Source organism: Larkinella harenae (genome assembly GCF_054780515.1).
The window spans coordinates 210,730-225,295 of the sequence record NZ_BAAGWE010000001.1 but is presented as its reverse complement, the minus strand read 5'-3'; the positions used below and the strand labels follow the sequence as shown (position 1 = coordinate 225,295).

At 49.9% G+C, this 14,566-nt stretch carries 12 protein-coding genes; 10 read left to right on the top strand and 2 right to left on the bottom strand.

Annotated elements, in window-relative coordinates:
- Positions 1–22: 22 nt before the first annotated feature.
- The 3 genes from ACYVH9_RS00925 (at position 23) to ACYVH9_RS00915 (ending at position 5,746) form a co-directional block, all read left to right on the top strand.
- Complete coding sequence (locus tag ACYVH9_RS00925; RefSeq protein ID WP_460634406.1) at positions 23–2,863, top strand: AsmA family protein; 2,841 nt, start codon at positions 23–25, stop codon at positions 2,861–2,863.
- Positions 2,860–3,951: a DUF4421 family protein gene (locus ACYVH9_RS00920; RefSeq protein ID WP_460634405.1), complete on the top strand. Its 1,092-nt coding sequence runs from the start codon at positions 2,860–2,862 to the stop codon at positions 3,949–3,951. The genes ACYVH9_RS00925 and ACYVH9_RS00920 overlap by 4 nt, the downstream gene beginning before the upstream one ends.
- Positions 3,952–4,081: 130 nt before the next feature.
- A complete protein-coding gene (locus tag ACYVH9_RS00915) occupies positions 4,082–5,746 on the top strand; it encodes a sodium:solute symporter family transporter (RefSeq protein ID WP_460634404.1) in 1,665 nt (554 codons plus the stop codon).
- Positions 5,747–5,811: 65 nt separating this feature from the next.
- On the opposite strand, the gene ACYVH9_RS00910 is transcribed toward ACYVH9_RS00915, so the two are convergent.
- The gene (locus ACYVH9_RS00910) at positions 5,812–6,540 is read right to left on the bottom strand and encodes a copper homeostasis protein CutC (protein WP_460634403.1); all 729 of its coding nucleotides are present in this window, start codon (positions 6,538–6,540) and stop codon (positions 5,812–5,814) included.
- 193 nt (positions 6,541–6,733) lie between these two features.
- Between ACYVH9_RS00910 and ACYVH9_RS00905 the strand changes: the two genes are divergently transcribed.
- Positions 6,734–6,955 (top strand): DUF2795 domain-containing protein, encoded by a 222-nt coding sequence (locus ACYVH9_RS00905; RefSeq protein WP_009284883.1) that lies wholly within the window; start codon positions 6,734–6,736, stop codon positions 6,953–6,955.
- 84 nt (positions 6,956–7,039) lie between these two features.
- Here ACYVH9_RS00905 and ACYVH9_RS00900 read toward each other — a convergent pair whose 3' ends face one another.
- A complete protein-coding gene (locus ACYVH9_RS00900; RefSeq protein ID WP_460634402.1) occupies positions 7,040–7,483 on the bottom strand; it encodes a sterol desaturase family protein in 444 nt (147 codons plus the stop codon).
- A gap of 202 nt (positions 7,484–7,685) precedes the next feature.
- Here ACYVH9_RS00900 and ACYVH9_RS00895 point away from each other — a divergent pair, with 202 nt between their 5' ends.
- The 6 genes from ACYVH9_RS00895 to ACYVH9_RS00870 all read left to right on the top strand — a co-directional run bounded on the left by ACYVH9_RS00895 (position 7,686) and on the right by ACYVH9_RS00870 (position 14,310).
- Positions 7,686–8,330 (top strand): AlbA family DNA-binding domain-containing protein, encoded by a 645-nt coding sequence (locus ACYVH9_RS00895; RefSeq protein ID WP_460634401.1) that lies wholly within the window; start codon positions 7,686–7,688, stop codon positions 8,328–8,330.
- A 198-nt stretch (positions 8,331–8,528) separates the two neighbouring features.
- Positions 8,529–10,277: a tetratricopeptide repeat protein gene (locus ACYVH9_RS00890; protein ID WP_460634400.1), complete on the top strand. Its 1,749-nt coding sequence runs from the start codon at positions 8,529–8,531 to the stop codon at positions 10,275–10,277.
- The gene (locus ACYVH9_RS00885) at positions 10,270–11,115 is read left to right on the top strand and encodes a DUF4292 domain-containing protein (protein WP_460634399.1); all 846 of its coding nucleotides are present in this window, start codon (positions 10,270–10,272) and stop codon (positions 11,113–11,115) included. Before ACYVH9_RS00890 ends, ACYVH9_RS00885 begins: the two co-directional genes overlap by 8 nt.
- A 24-nt stretch (positions 11,116–11,139) precedes the next feature.
- Complete coding sequence (locus tag ACYVH9_RS00880) at positions 11,140–12,567, top strand: murein hydrolase activator EnvC family protein (RefSeq protein ID WP_460634398.1); 1,428 nt, start codon at positions 11,140–11,142, stop codon at positions 12,565–12,567.
- A 132-nt stretch (positions 12,568–12,699) separates the two neighbouring features.
- Positions 12,700–13,518, top strand: a complete 819-nt coding sequence (gene panB, locus ACYVH9_RS00875; protein ID WP_460634397.1) for a 3-methyl-2-oxobutanoate hydroxymethyltransferase — start codon at positions 12,700–12,702, stop codon at positions 13,516–13,518.
- Between the two features lie 66 nt (positions 13,519–13,584).
- Positions 13,585–14,310, top strand: a complete 726-nt coding sequence (locus ACYVH9_RS00870; RefSeq protein WP_460634396.1) for an RluA family pseudouridine synthase — start codon at positions 13,585–13,587, stop codon at positions 14,308–14,310.
- Positions 14,311–14,566: the final 256 nt, after the last annotated feature.

Sequence of the window (14,566 nt, the reverse complement as noted above, 5' to 3'; positions counted from 1 at the left end):
ACTCAACGATTTTCAAAAAGCAATGGCGAGGTTTGCTCACTGGACAAAACTATTGGGAGCCGTAGCGGGCGTTATGCTGCTAACGGGCTTACTGATTCCGCTTTTGCTGACAACTGTTTATAAAAAACATGTGGTTCAGGTCGTCCGTGAGGAATTTGCCTCCCACTCGGAACAGCGACTGGCCGATTTCGGCGTCGATTTTTCGGTCATAAGCCACTTTCCGCATTTATCCGTTCAGCTCTACAATCTGTCGGTTCATGACAACCAGGGGCCCAAACCCGCCGAGATCATTGGTGTCGATCAGGCGCATCTGGTGATCGGAACGCTCGATCTGTTCCGTGAAGAGCGCACGGTCCGGAAAATTGTGTTGAAAGGAGTTCGCTACCACCAGTGGGTCGACTCAACCGGCGAAAAAACGGGATTTGCCTGGAAAGCCGAAAATCGAACGGATACGTCGCATACGCATTCGGTGGCCATTCCCGAAATCCGGGTTGAAAATGCGACGGTACTGGTCGAAAATGGCTACAAAAAAAATGCCTTTGCGATGACCATCCGAAAGGCTGATTTACAGGGGCAACTGATTCAGTCGACGCTGCAACTGGAAGGCAAGCTACTGGGCTCCATCGACTACATTAAAAACCGCAGCCTGACCCTGTTTCGGGCACAGCCTTTTACCGCAGCCGTTCAGTATGCTTATAATCAAGTAACCAAAACCGGCACTTTTAGCAACAGCCATCTGCTGGTCAATGACTTGCCCGTCAAACTAATGGGCAGCCACCGAAAGTTACCGGCAAAAGAAGGTACCGAAATGAATCTTGGTTTGAGCGGTCGCCAGCCTGCCTACAAATTTTTGAAGGCGTTGTTGCCGGATTCACTCAAACGCTATGCGGGTGATGCTACGCTAAAAGGAAATGTCGACTTTCGGTTTCGCATGAAGGGCCGGAGCAATGCAACGGTTCGGGCCCATAGCGAGGTCGACTTCCGGCTCCAGGCCCAAAATTATCGCTGGCCCAAAACGCCGGTCGTCTTTCAAACCGTCCGGGCAAAAGGCAACTGGAACAATGGCCCCGAAAATTCCCGCGAAACCACCGTGCTGACGCTGAACGATTTTTGGGTTCAGTCGGGTTCTGACACCCTGACGTTGCAGGGCAAGCTAACGAATCTGGTGTCGCCGGTGGTCGATGCTTCGCTACACGGGAATTTGTCACTGCTGCAACTGGCGCAATTGATGAACTGGCCCGGCGATTCACTCTACCGCGGCACGGCCGCCATCGATTTGAAAGTCCGAAGCCCTTTACTTTACTCAAATGTCCGGCAACCGGCACCTCTGGAACCGTTCTGGAATGGTACGCTTCGAATCAAAAATGGCTGTATTCACCTGCCGAAACCGTCGAAACGCTGTACGGCCCTCAACGCCGACATTCACTTTCTGCCGGAAAATAACATGCTCCGGATTCGGGAAGTGGTTGGAAAACTGGACGGTCAGGATTTCAAAATCAACGGTGAGGTTACTAACCTGCTGCGGTATGCGCTGGGCGGCAGCCAGGCAATGTACCCGGTGCGAACCAAGCTGGATGCGCATTGGCAGGAGCTTGATTTCTCGAAACCGACGCTGCCACCAGCTACCCGGCCCGCCATGCCTCCCAAACGTCCTTCTTCCAGCGATAGTTTACTGGCCGGTCTTTTGTTTGGAACCGAATACTCGGCCGTCATCAAAGTTGATCGTATCCGGCTGCCATCGCGCGAAGATTTGAGCGATTTGTCGGTTGTACTGCACAAAAAAGGGGAGAATGTGCAGGTTCCTCAGCTTTTGTGCCGCACGACCCTGGGCGGAACGATTGCGGGGCTGGGCCATTTTCAACTAAATCCGGATGGTATTCAGGAACCATACGCAGCCCTGCGGTTGTCGTACGAACGGCTGAACCTGCAACGATTGGTGAGCCTGCTGGCGGGCCTGAACAGCATGCAGACAACCTACAAGCGACCTGTTTCGCAAAAGAAAAGCAAATCCGCCCTGAGCGATTATCGGTTTGACATTGAGGTAAAAGCCCGCAAACTGGATTATCAAACCTTAAAAGGAAATGATTTTGGCCTGAAAACCGTCATCAAAGACGAAACCGCGCAACTGGAACGACTCACCATGAATGCTTTTGGCGGGCGGCTGGGCTCGCACGGTCTGATGAAACTGGGCGATCCGAAGGGATTTCCGGTTACGCTGAATGTAACCCTTCAGAAAATGGATTTGTACCAGCTCTTCCGGGCCGCCGAGGAGATGAAGATTGATGTGCTGAAGAGCGAAAATATCCGGGGAAATGTGGATTGTGCCATGACGCTACGAACCAAACTGGACAACGATTTTCTGCCGGACATCAACAAAATAACGGCGTACACGAAAGCGGCCGTTCGGGATATGGAGCTGATCGAAGTTCAGCCTATTCAGCAGGCGCTCCGGTTTTTGCCGAAAACCAAAACGAGCCATATCTACTTTGAAGACGTTGACGCTCAGTTCCTGCTGCATCAGAACCGGATTCTGATGCCGGACTTGAATTTGACCAGTAATTTATCGTATCTTCACCTGAATGGCGATTATACCCTCAACAAAAAGGCGGCTTTTCTGGTCGAGATCAGTCTAACGGATTTACTATTTGGCAACAACAAACGACGTATCCGGCAAATTCAGGAAGCTGATTCCACCCGGCTGGCGGGTGGACTTAAAAACCGTCTTTTATTACAGCGTGACCTTGGCAAATACCGTATGAAAATGTTTGGCCGGAGAGACTTCGAAGCGCATAAAAAATCGCTCCGCTACGAGTGGCAAGCCGAACTGAGTCGGCACGGCATTGATACTACTTTTGCTCGATGAAGCCACGTTCGACGACGGAGTTCGGGCTCCTCAATCGCTGCCAAACTACGATTTTCCTTTCTGGCTCCGTTACCGGGCTTTTGGTGACCTTTCTGTTGCTCAGCGGTTCAAAAGGACTGGCCCAAAGCCGTATGAACCGGGTGGTGGATACTACCTACATCCGGCTGTTTCCGGGTAAACTGACGGGGCGAACTTATCTTTCCCAGAAGTATACCTCCTTTAATTTGTCTACTCCGACCCGTCCGGCACCCCCCTTACGGTTTCGCCCCAACTCACCCCTGGACTTTGGGGTTGGGGCAACGGTCAACGCACTGACGCTCAATATAGCCTACGGACTTTCGTTTCTGGACAAACACAACGGCAAGGGCAAAACCCGCGACCTGGATCTGCAAACCCACATCTACATGCGAAAATGGGTACTCGACGGTTTTGGGCAATTTTACAGTGGCTACTACCTGTCGCCCCGCGGCAATGCAGCGCCCAGCCCGGATTTATACTACCTCCGTCCCGACCTGCGGGTGCGGCTGCTGGGTGGATCCATTCGGCGCGTGTTTAATTTTCGACGTTTTTCGTTCCGATCTTCTTTTGTTCAGAATGAGTGGCAAAAGAAGTCAGCCGGCACGTGGCTGATTGGGTTTCAGTTTTATTACGGGATAGTCCGGGGCGACAGTGCGCTGGTACCCCGTCAGCTCCAGGCCGATTTTCCAACCGAAGAGGTCCGGCGAATGCGATTGCTAAAATTAGGTCCTGGTGTTGGATACGCTTATACCTACGTCTACCGCAGCCATTTCTTTGCCACAGCATCGCTGACGACCAACTTAAACGCAACGTTCAGTAAGGAACAGTTCAGAACGGGTTACTTGACGTATGGTAATGTCCGGCCTGATCTTTTGTTTCGAGTTGTAGCGGGTTACAACAGCAACCGCTGGTGCGTAACCCTGGGGTGGGTCAACGGCTCAGTATCGGTTATGAGCCCCATTTATCAATATACTATCCACACGGGCAATTATCGTTTTACAGTGGCCCGCCGTTTCATAGCCGACCCCCGCTTGCGAAAAATCGTACCGGAAACCATCAAAATTTTATAAGTCGGGGCTGCAGAAGCCTGCACAAAATGCGTGACAAAGCCGTTTTTTCGAGAATAATATATCTCTAAATTATATTATCTTTCGAGCGGAAATAATCCTAGTCCATTTCTTTTCTATTTAAGCCGTTGTCATGCAAAAATTACAGATTATTGACTACGTTGTTTTTTTAATTTATTTCATCATCGTAGCAGGCTACGGCTACTGGATTTACAACCGAAAAAAAACAAAAGACGCATCCTCTACTGATTTCTTTCTGGCTGAAGGCTCGCTGACCTGGTGGGCGATTGGCGCTTCGTTGATTGCCTCCAACATTTCGGCCGAACAATTCATTGGCGCTTCTGGCGACGGTTTTGCCATGGGGCTGGCCATTGCGACCTACGAGTGGATGGCGGCCGCTACGCTTATTGTGGTAGCGGTATTTTTTATGCCAATCTACCTCAAAAACCGCATTTTTACGATGCCGCAGTTTTTGACGCAACGTTACAACAATACCGTTGCGATGATCATGGCTATTTTCTGGCTGTTTCTGTACGTACTGGTCAACCTGACTTCCATCCTGTTTCTGGGTGCGCTGGCCGTTTCGACCATTTCGGGTTTGAACTTCACGGTCTGTATGATTGGCCTGGCCGTTTTTGCCGTTATCATCACGCTTGGCGGAATGAAGGTAATCGGCTTTACAGACGTTATTCAGGTGTTTTTCCTGATCCTGGGAGGTTTGGCAACCACCTATCTGGCAATCAACCTCGTTTCCGAGCAGAACGGAACCACCGGTATCATCAACGGTTTTAACCAGATGCTGACGCAGTCGGAAGACCATTTTCACATGATTTTCCCGAAAGGCCACCCCCATTATGCATCATTACCGGGTCTGACGGTTCTGATCGGTGGGATGTGGATTGTGAACCTGAACTACTGGGGGTGTAATCAGTACATTACGCAGCGGGCTCTCGGTGCCGATCTGAAAACCGCCCGGGAAGGAATTCTGTTCGCGGCTTTCCTGAAACTGCTCATGCCTGTCATTGTTATCCTGCCGGGGATTGCGGCTTACACGCTCTACCAGAACGGTTTATTTCAACAGGAAATGCTGGACGCTTCGGGCGAAATCAATAAGGATCATGCGTATCCGGTTTTACTGAATCTGTTGCCCGCTGGGCTGAAAGGGCTATCGTTTGCCGCCCTGACAGCGGCTGTGGTGGCGTCACTGGCTGGTAAAGCCAACTCGATTTCAACGATTTTCACGCTTGATATTTTCAGAAAATACATCTCCCCAAATGCCAGTGAACAGAAACTGGTCCGCGTAGGCCGGGTAACCATCTGGGTATCGATGCTGATGGCGATTCTGATCTCGCCGTTCATGGGCATCGATAAAAAAGGTGGATTTCAATTTATTCAGGAGATGACGGGACTGGTTTCTCCGGGCGTTTTTGCGGCTTTCATCATGGGTTTCTTTTGGAAGAAAACCAACTCCAGCGGAGCCTTATTTGCCATTGTGGGCGGTTTTCTGCTGTCCCTATTCTTCAAGTACGTTCTGCCCGATCTGGTTAATCTGGAGTTTCTAGCGTCTTCGGGTTTTGCGGTGAAAAACGCCGAAGGAATTTATACCATTCCATTCCTCGACACGATGGGCTTTGTGTTCCTGATCTGCGTAGCCGTTATGATTGTACTAGGGCTACAAAAACCAAGCAATAAAGGCCTGGAAATTGATGCAACCATGTTCAAAACCTCTTCAGGATTTGCTATTGGCGCAGTTGTGATCATCGCCATTATCACGGTATTATACGCGTATTTCTGGTAAAATTCGGGTTTGATAATTTGGCGGAGCTAAGCAATCTTCTTGCGTTTAGCTCCGCCAAATAACGTTTAGGAAGCAGCCGCCACAACCGCCCGAACAATAGCGCTGCTCGTACTGAGCCACTCAAATTCACTCATGGCCACCGAAGCCATCGGAACGTTCGGATTCCGGTACTCCATGCCGCTGTCCATTACCTCTTTGGCGGTCAGGTGCAACGCGTGAACGCCCGCTGCGGCCAGTTTGGTAGCATTGGCCGGAGTAACGCCCGCACCTGCCATGATTTCGATTCGTTCGCCAGCTTGTTCGGCCAGTTGTTTTAGCAGCGAAAGCCCTGTTTCGGCGCTGGCTTGCTGCCCCGATGTCAGAATCCGCTTCGCCCCGGTCCGAATGACCGCTTCCAGAGCTTCCAACGGGTCACGCGTCATGTCGAAAGCCCGGTGAAAAGTAACCGGCAGCGGATGAGCCAATTGAACGAGTTCCGCAGTTTTCGCTTCATCGACCGTTCCGTCCGGATTCAGCAACCCGAACACAATCCCATCCGCTCCGATCTGTTTGGCGGCTTCAATATCCTGGCGCATCACGGCCAGCTCGGTTTCGTTGTATAAAAAGTCTCCTCCGCGGGGCCGAATCATAACATATAGCGCAATGGTCAGTTCCTGCCGGGCCAGCTGAATCAAACCGTAACTTGGGGTCGTACCTCCTTCGGCAGCCCCCCCACACAACTCAATGCGATTAGCACCATTCGCCTGCGCAATCCGGCAGGATTCGAGCGAAAACGCACAAATTTCAACGTCCATTCATCAATCCGTTTTAGAAATAGAAAAACTTGGAAAACGATTTAAACATTTTCAGGCATGGTCAGGTTATTTGGCCTAAACAGCATCCTAACCGTTTCTGAAAGATTTTTCGGGGAAATGTATAGGATATTCATATTTTTTTACTTTTGCACAATTTACGACAGTAAGTTGTTAAGTTTTAGCTGCAACGCCTATGTATTGGACACTCGAATTGGCATCGTATCTGGAAGATGCCCCCTGGCCGGCAACCAAAGATGAGTTGATTGATTATTCAATCCGCTCTGGCGCTCCCTTGGAAGTAGTCGAAAACCTGCAGGAGTTGGAAGACGACGGTCAGCCCTACGAGAGTATCGAGGAAATATGGCCCGATTACCCAACCAAAGACGACTTCTTCTTTAACGAGGACGAGTATTAGCCAATTGTCACCGCTTACGTGACCCATAAAGATACAGTCCTCCGGGTTGTGCCTTTATGGGTTTTGGTCTTGCGGCCCGGCCAATCAGGGCTTTTCGTACTTCTTTGGCGCATACAAAAATCCAAATGCCTCAGCGCCTTCCCGTTTATGAACTTTGTGGTGAATGTAATGCGCCCGGATGATTCGCTTCAGATAAGGGTTGTGTGCTTTAAACCGGATTTTGATCCGCCGGTGCACGATAATATCGTGAAAAATAAAGTAAAAGAACCCGTATAGCGTCACGCCAATGCCGACGGGTGCCAGCCACCACAGCTGCTCTACTTCAAATCCGACAACGACCATTCCGACGGCCACCAAACTAAAGACGACACTGAACCAGTCATTTCGCTCCAGAAAACCGTGGTGATGGTTGTGGTGCGAATGGTGCCAGCGCCACATAAAACCGTGCATAATGTATTTGTGTGTCCACCAGGCAACTCCTTCCATCGTGATGAAGACGACCAGTATAATTGCAACGTTTGTCAGCATTTTTTCGTTACTAAATTGGGTACAAATCAGCGGTGCTTCCTAAGCAGCTTAAGTGATTAATACAGAGACCTGCTGACGAATTTAGCGTTTTTCCGCGGGAAAATAGTTAGTCAAACCCTTGGTTTGTAACAACAAAAACGGTTATATTTAAAAGCAAGGGAAGGCTGACAACCTTTCTGACACCTACACAGCCGACTCACGGATGGACTACAGGGCGCTCAAGGAACTGGTTAGACAGGGTGAAGGAACGCATCTTGAATTCAAATTGAAGTCCAATCACCCCGAACGCATTATTCGTGAAATTGTGGCATTTGCCAACACGAACGGCGGAAAACTACTGATTGGGATTGGCGACGACAAAAGCATTCAGGGCCTCAAACACGTCGATGAAGACGAATACCTGCTGGAGCGCGCTATTGAACGGTACTGCACCCCCGTTATCGATTACCAGATGGAACGCGTACTGCTTGCCAACGAACGGGAAGTTTTGGTGATTACCGTTCCGGAAAGCACCCGAAAACCGCACTATGTCACCGACCCCGCTACCGACACCCGGCGGGCTTACATCCGGGTTGATGATAAGGCCGTACAGGCCAGTAAGGAAGTACGCGAAATCATGAAAGGCGAAACCGCGGATCGCAACGTTCGTTTTACGTACGGCGACAAGGAGCAGACTCTCATGCGTCATCTCGATCGAAACCAGAGCATTACCGTGGATCTCTTCGCCAGCATTGCCAATATTCCGCGCAAAATGGCCTCCCGAACCCTCGTTTTGCTGGTGCTGGCCAACGTTTTACAGATTCATCCCAACGAAATCGTAGACCGCTTCACAACGCGTACAGAGTAACAGTCAGCTCTGCTCCGCCGAAAAAACCGTCAGACAATAAGTTGTTTGCCATTCCTAGTTTGTTTCCACTACCTTTGTATATTGTGATTAATGGCATGATGTTGGCTGCAATAGAGCCTATGCCATACACGTTTGAAAGAAAAAGCCTAATGGGCTTTTTTGTTCATTTGATTCGATTCATTTAAGTCATTTATACAGATGCACGATCTGGTAAAACCCAATTGGCGGAAATGGCTGGTTGCCGGTATCGGCTGCCTGATGGTGTGGGTTCTCACACCCGTTCAGGCGCAACGCAAAAGCAAAGAAGCCAAACCGCCGGAAGGAGCGCGGGGGGTTGAGGAATCCTTGTTTACGGAAGGCATGAAGTTCATGATGATGGACGAACCCGCCAAGGCCGTGGCCCAGTTCCAGAAAGTGATTCAGCTGCACCCCGAAAATTCGGCGGCTTACTACGCTGCTGCTTCAGCGCTGATGAAGCAGAGCAAACCGACCGAAGCCCTTCCGCTCGCCCAGAAAGCCGTACAACTCGACAAAGGCACCAATAAGTATTATGTTCTACAATTGGCAGAGCTTTTTGTAAAACAAAAACGCTACGCTGATGCCGAAAATTTGTACGAAGAACTGATTAAAAAAAGCCCCGATAATATCGAATACGGGGTCGAACTGGCGGCCATTTACCTGTTCGACGAAAAACCCGATAAAGCCCTCGAGATGTACGATCGCGTGGAGAAAGCAACGGGTATGAACGAAGAAATCATCCGGCAGAAACAGCGGATCTATCTGAAACAGAATAAAGTTGATAAAGCAATTCAGGAAGCCGAAAAGCTGGTGGCTTCGGAGCCGGGCGAGACCGATTACCTCCTGGAAGGAGCTGAACTGCTGATTGCCAACGACCGCAACGACCAGGCCGTTGACTGGTTGCAACGCGCACTGAAGGTAAACACCGATTTACCACAGGCCCACGTCATGCTGGCCGACCTGTACCGCAAACAGGGCAATCTTGAGAAATGCAGCCAGGAATTGGACAAGGTATTCTCCAACCCGAACCTGGAAGCCGACATCAAGTCCCGGATCCTGTCGAGTTACCTGGGCATGGTGGGCAACAATGAAAAAGCCAAGCAAAGCGCCGTCAAACTGGCGCAAGAGCTGGCCCTGGCTCATCCTAAAGATGCCCGCTCACAGGCTATTTACGCCGATTTACTGGTTCAGCAAGGCAAAAAAGCCGAAGCGCGTGACCATTACGTCAAAGCCGCCCGGCTGGACAAGGCGACCTACGAAATCTGGGGGGCCATTCTGCAACTCGATGGCGAACTGAATCAGATGGACAGTATGCTGGTTCACTCAGAACAGGCATTGGAACTGTTTCCTAACCAGGGCGTGATCTGGGCCTTCAACGGTTCGGCGAATTACTTCAAAAAACGCTATAAGGAAGCCGTGGAGGCTTATGAAGAAAGCCGTCGTCTTTCGGCTACCAACGTCGAGCTGATGAAAAGCGTTACGGCGCAGTTAGGCGATGTATACAACGGCATGGGCGAGCACCAGAAGTCGGATGAAGCCTACGAAGAAGTATTGAAACAAGATCCCGACAACGACCACGTTCTGAACAATTACAGCTACTTTTTATCCCTTCGGAAAGAAAAATTGCCGCTGGCGCTCCAGATGTCGGAACGCCTGGTAGAAAAAAATCAGACCAACGCGACGTATCTGGATACCCACGCCTGGGTTTTGTACGTCATGAAAGATTACGCGAAAGCCCGAACTTACCTTGAAAAAGCGCTTCAGGCCGATAAAAATGTGAGCGGTACAGTGATCGAACATTACGGGGATGTATTGTATCAACTCGGCGAGCATGACAAAGCCGTTGAGCAGTGGAAAAAGGCAAAACTAAAAGGAGAAACGACCGAACGGTTGGACAAAAAAATCGCAACCGGAAAAATTTATGAGTAAGTATTTTGTTGGTCTATTGTGTGCCGTGATGCTATTGTCATCGGCTGGGTGTCGTCGTCAGAAGCTCTTCCGCAACGCCCCGCCCTCGCCCCCAACAGACACGGTTTCCGTAGCCTCTCCAACGCAAACGGATAGCGTGGCCGTCACGCCGTCCTTACCTTCTATTGACCCCAACCAAACCGTTGATCAGGTTGACTTTGAATACCTTACGGCTAAATCCAAAGTTTCGTTCAAAAGCAAGGATCAGGATATCAATAATGCAAACGTCAATCTTCGAATCGATAAAGACAGCTTGATCTGGCTTTCGGTATCAGGCGTGGGCGTTGAGGTGGCGCGGGCACTGATCACAAAAGATTCTGTGGTGATTATGGACCGTATTCACCGCGAATATTCCGTTTTCGATTATCCGACGTTAAGCCAGCGCTTTAACTTTGACTTGAATTTTGGGCTGCTTCAGTCGCTTTTGGTCGGAAACCTGCCGCTCCCCCAGGAACCTGCCCAGCGAGTCAAAAACGAGAAAGACTACCTGCTCCTACGGCAACACGAAGGAAAAGTTTTGGTTGATAATTACATCGGTGAGCAAAACCGTAAGCTGAAAAAACTGTTGGTGGTTGAACAGCCGACCAAAAATTCATTGACGCTGGATTATGAGGATTTTACGGTATTGAACAATTTTCTGTTTCCATACACCAGTTTGGTTACCGTCGATTATAAATCCAAAAATGACGGGCAGCCTTACCAGACCGTCTTGCGAATACGACACAATAAAGTAGAGCTTACCGATAAAAATCCGGGCTTTCCGTTTAGCGTTCCGCCCAAATATCAGCGGAGACCATAACCGACCCGGTGTTGCACAATGCGTATGAAGTATCGATTGGTTCAGGCTTCTCACGGGAGGGCGTTTATCCTATTGCTAACCTTATGCTGGCTAGCGAGTGGGAAAGGAATGGCCCAACAACGGAGTCGTCAACAACTGGAAAAGGAAAAAAAGCAGAATATCGAAAAGGTGTCGCAGATTCGGACCATTCTCCGAAAAACCTCTTCGCAGAAACAGGCAACACTAGGGCAACTTAAAGCCCTGAATCAGGAAATTGCGGCCCAATCCAAGCAGATTAATCTGTTGACGGAGGATGTAAAATTGATGACAAGCGAAATTCAGGAATTGCGCCGAACATCCGGCCAATTACAGAGAAACCTGGAAAAACTCAAAAAAGAATACGGCGAAATGATTTATGCCGCTGATAAACGGCGGCAGCAGGTAAACCCACTGGGTTTTTTGTTTTCGGCCGAAAGTTTCAATCAGCTCGTTGCCCGCTACAAATACCTCCAGCAATACTCCGAAGCTCGCAAGGGACAAGTACGGCAAATGGAAAAAGTGCGGCAGGAAATGCTGACGAAGCAACAGGCCGTTGAGCAGAAAAAGCAACAGCAACAAGGTACGCTGGTGGTTCAGGTCAACGAATCGAAACGGCTGGAAGGCTTGAAAGACGAAAAAAACCGGGTAGCGCAGGAACTGGGTGAAAAAGAGCAGGAACTTCGCAATGAGCTGGCCGAAAGCCGCCGGGCCGTTAACCGGTTGGAATCGGCCATTACAGAAATGATTCGCCGGGAAATCCGGGAACGCCAGGAGCGCGAACGGCTGGCCCGATTGGCCCGCGAAAAGGCCGAACGCGAACGCATCGCCCGCGAAAAAGCCGCGGCCGCAGCAGCCGCCAAAGCCGCCCGGGAAGCCGCGGCCGAATCTGGAGCCGACGCTCCGGGAGAGGTAGCCGAGTCGAAACCCGCCGAAACCGCACCGGAGGTGGCCGAACGACCGAGTGGCCGCAAACCCGACGAACGTCGGAACAACTTACTGAACGCCGAAGAAGCCGCCCTGGCCTCTTCATTTGCCGCTTCCCGCAACCGCCTTCCCTGGCCGGTCAGCCGGGGTTTCATTTCGGATCATTATGGCGTAAAACCGCACCCTGTTCTCAAGGGAGTCATGCAGGATAACCCCGGTATTGATATTCAGACGAGTCCCGGCGAAGCTGTTCGGGCCGTTTATGACGGTGTGGTCCAGTACACTACTTACGTAACCGGGATGCACAATATCGTTGCGATTCAGCACGGTGACTACTATACGGTTTACGCCAAACTAAAGAGCGTTTCCGTACAGGTTGGCCAGCGAATCAAGGCGCGTGATGTCATCGGCGTAGTGGCTACCGACAAAGACGGCGTGGCCGAAGTCCAGTTTCAGGTCTGGAAAAGTACCAGCCGCCTGAATCCTGAATCCTGGCTGATTGATCGGTGATTTCCGGAAATCTGTAATAACCCATTGAGGTTTACCGAATTATTTTGCCGGCATCTTGGTTTTTTTAGACAACGAACGACAGCTTACCTGCCGAATTCTGCTCACTATCGCTTTAAACCGTATACATCCATCATGTCAGTCCATAATCCCGACATCAAGCGGATCACTACCCACGTTATTCAGGAACTGAAAAACAAGGGTGAAAAAATCTCAGCCCTAACGGCTTACGATTATTCGCTGGCCCGCTTGGTCGATACCGCCGGTGTCGAAATCATCCTGGTGGGCGATTCGGCCTCCAACGTCATGGCTGGTCACGAAACAACCCTGCCTATTACGCTGGATCAAATGATTTATCATGCCTCCTCGGTGGTTCGGGCGGTAAGACGCGCCCTGGTGGTAGTCGATCTTCCTTTTGGCTCCTACCAGGGGAACTCCTCGGAAGCGCTGCGTTCGGCCATCCGGATCATGAAAGAATCGGGGGCTCACGCGGTAAAAATGGAAGGAGGGCTGGAAGTGAAAGAATCCATTATCCGGGTTTTGAGCGCGGGTGTTCCGGTAATGGGCCATCTGGGATTGACTCCGCAGTCGATCTACAAATTTGGTACGTATGCCGTTCGGGCCAAGGAGGAAACGGAAGCCCAGAAATTGCTGGAAGATGCCCGAATGTTGGAAGATATTGGCTGTTTTGCCGTTGTTCTGGAGAAAATACCAGCAACTTTAACGCAACAGGCTTCCCAAAGCTTGACAATTCCAACCATCGGCATTGGTGCCGGACCTGATGCGGATGGCCAGATTTTGGTGCTTCACGACTTGTTGGGAATCAATAAAGAGTTTAAACCGCGTTTTCTGCGCCGTTATGCCGATCTGCACGGTATTATTACAGAATCCATTGGCCATTATGTCGATGATGTAAAAGATCGCAATTTTCCGAGCAAAGAGGAAGCGTACTAAACAAACCACCGCCTTCGGCAATGACCATTCAACGTGGAAAAGTCAAAGGCGGCTATCATTTTTTGTATGAAACAGAAATATGTCATTGTATACGAAGACAATCACCTGATCATTGTCAACAAAGAACCTGGGGTACTGGTGCAGGCCGACAAAACACGGGATGTACCGCTGCTGGATTTGATCAAAAATCATATTAAGAAGAAATATGACAAACCCGGCGAGGTATTTTTGGGAACCGTTCACCGACTCGACCGGCCCGTGAGCGGTTTGGTGGTGTTTGCCCGAACTTCGAAAGCCCTGGAACGGATGAACGAAATCTTCCGGAAGCGGCAGGTACAAAAGACGTACTGGGCCGTGGTGAGCCGCAAACCACGTGAAGAAAAAGGCCGCTTGACGCACTTTCTGCTCAAAGACGAAGCTACCAACACTGTCAAGGCTTACGATTATGAAGTTCCTGGATCTCAGAAGGCTGAATTAACGTACCGTTTGCTGGGGAAAATTAATGATCATTACCTGCTGGAAGTAAATCCGATTACGGGTCGACCCCACCAGATTCGGGTGCAATTGGCCAGTATGGGGTGTCCTATTCGGGGCGATATCAAGTACGGCTATCCGCGACCGAATCAAGACAGTAGCATCAATCTTCATGCCAGGCGGCTTTATTTTATTCACCCCACAAAAAAAGAACCCCTAATCTGTAAAGCCGGGGTTCCTAACAATCCATTTTGGGAAGAATTTTTGACCCTTGATCCGGAAGATTACAAGGACAAAAACTTAGATTTTATTTATTAATATCTTAGATAAATTCTAAAACGAGCAATAAAAGTCGATTACCCCGTAGGGTAGATAAATTAATTGTCAAAACGAGCAGATTACCAGACGCACTTTACTTCACCGTTGGTGCAACGTCAGACCAAAACTGGTTAACTACTCGTTCCGCCATTTGTACAGCTCCCTGCAGAGCGCCGAATATCATACACAATGGCAATATAATTGGGAAGAAAACCACCCAATGCAAAATCATGTTCAGTTTGACCTTTTTCATCTC

Bases quoted from the DNA above. Each gene is read 5' to 3' on its own strand.
- ACYVH9_RS00925 (WP_460634406.1), top strand. From the start codon at position 23: ATGGCGAGGTTTGCTCACTGGACAAAACTATTGGGAGCCGTAGCGGGC.
- ACYVH9_RS00920 (WP_460634405.1), top strand. From the start codon at position 2,860: ATGAAGCCACGTTCGACGACGGAGTTCGGGCTCCTCAATCGCTGCCAA.
- ACYVH9_RS00915 (WP_460634404.1), top strand. From the start codon at position 4,082: ATGCAAAAATTACAGATTATTGACTACGTTGTTTTTTTAATTTATTTC.
- ACYVH9_RS00910 (WP_460634403.1), bottom strand. From the start codon at position 6,540: ATGGACGTTGAAATTTGTGCGTTTTCGCTCGAATCCTGCCGGATTGCG.
- ACYVH9_RS00905 (WP_009284883.1), top strand. From the start codon at position 6,734: ATGTATTGGACACTCGAATTGGCATCGTATCTGGAAGATGCCCCCTGG.
- ACYVH9_RS00900 (WP_460634402.1), bottom strand. From the start codon at position 7,483: ATGCTGACAAACGTTGCAATTATACTGGTCGTCTTCATCACGATGGAA.
- ACYVH9_RS00895 (WP_460634401.1), top strand. From the start codon at position 7,686: ATGGACTACAGGGCGCTCAAGGAACTGGTTAGACAGGGTGAAGGAACG.
- ACYVH9_RS00890 (WP_460634400.1), top strand. From the start codon at position 8,529: ATGCACGATCTGGTAAAACCCAATTGGCGGAAATGGCTGGTTGCCGGT.
- ACYVH9_RS00885 (WP_460634399.1), top strand. From the start codon at position 10,270: ATGAGTAAGTATTTTGTTGGTCTATTGTGTGCCGTGATGCTATTGTCA.
- ACYVH9_RS00880 (WP_460634398.1), top strand. From the start codon at position 11,140: ATGAAGTATCGATTGGTTCAGGCTTCTCACGGGAGGGCGTTTATCCTA.
- panB (WP_460634397.1), top strand. From the start codon at position 12,700: ATGTCAGTCCATAATCCCGACATCAAGCGGATCACTACCCACGTTATT.
- ACYVH9_RS00870 (WP_460634396.1), top strand. From the start codon at position 13,585: ATGAAACAGAAATATGTCATTGTATACGAAGACAATCACCTGATCATT.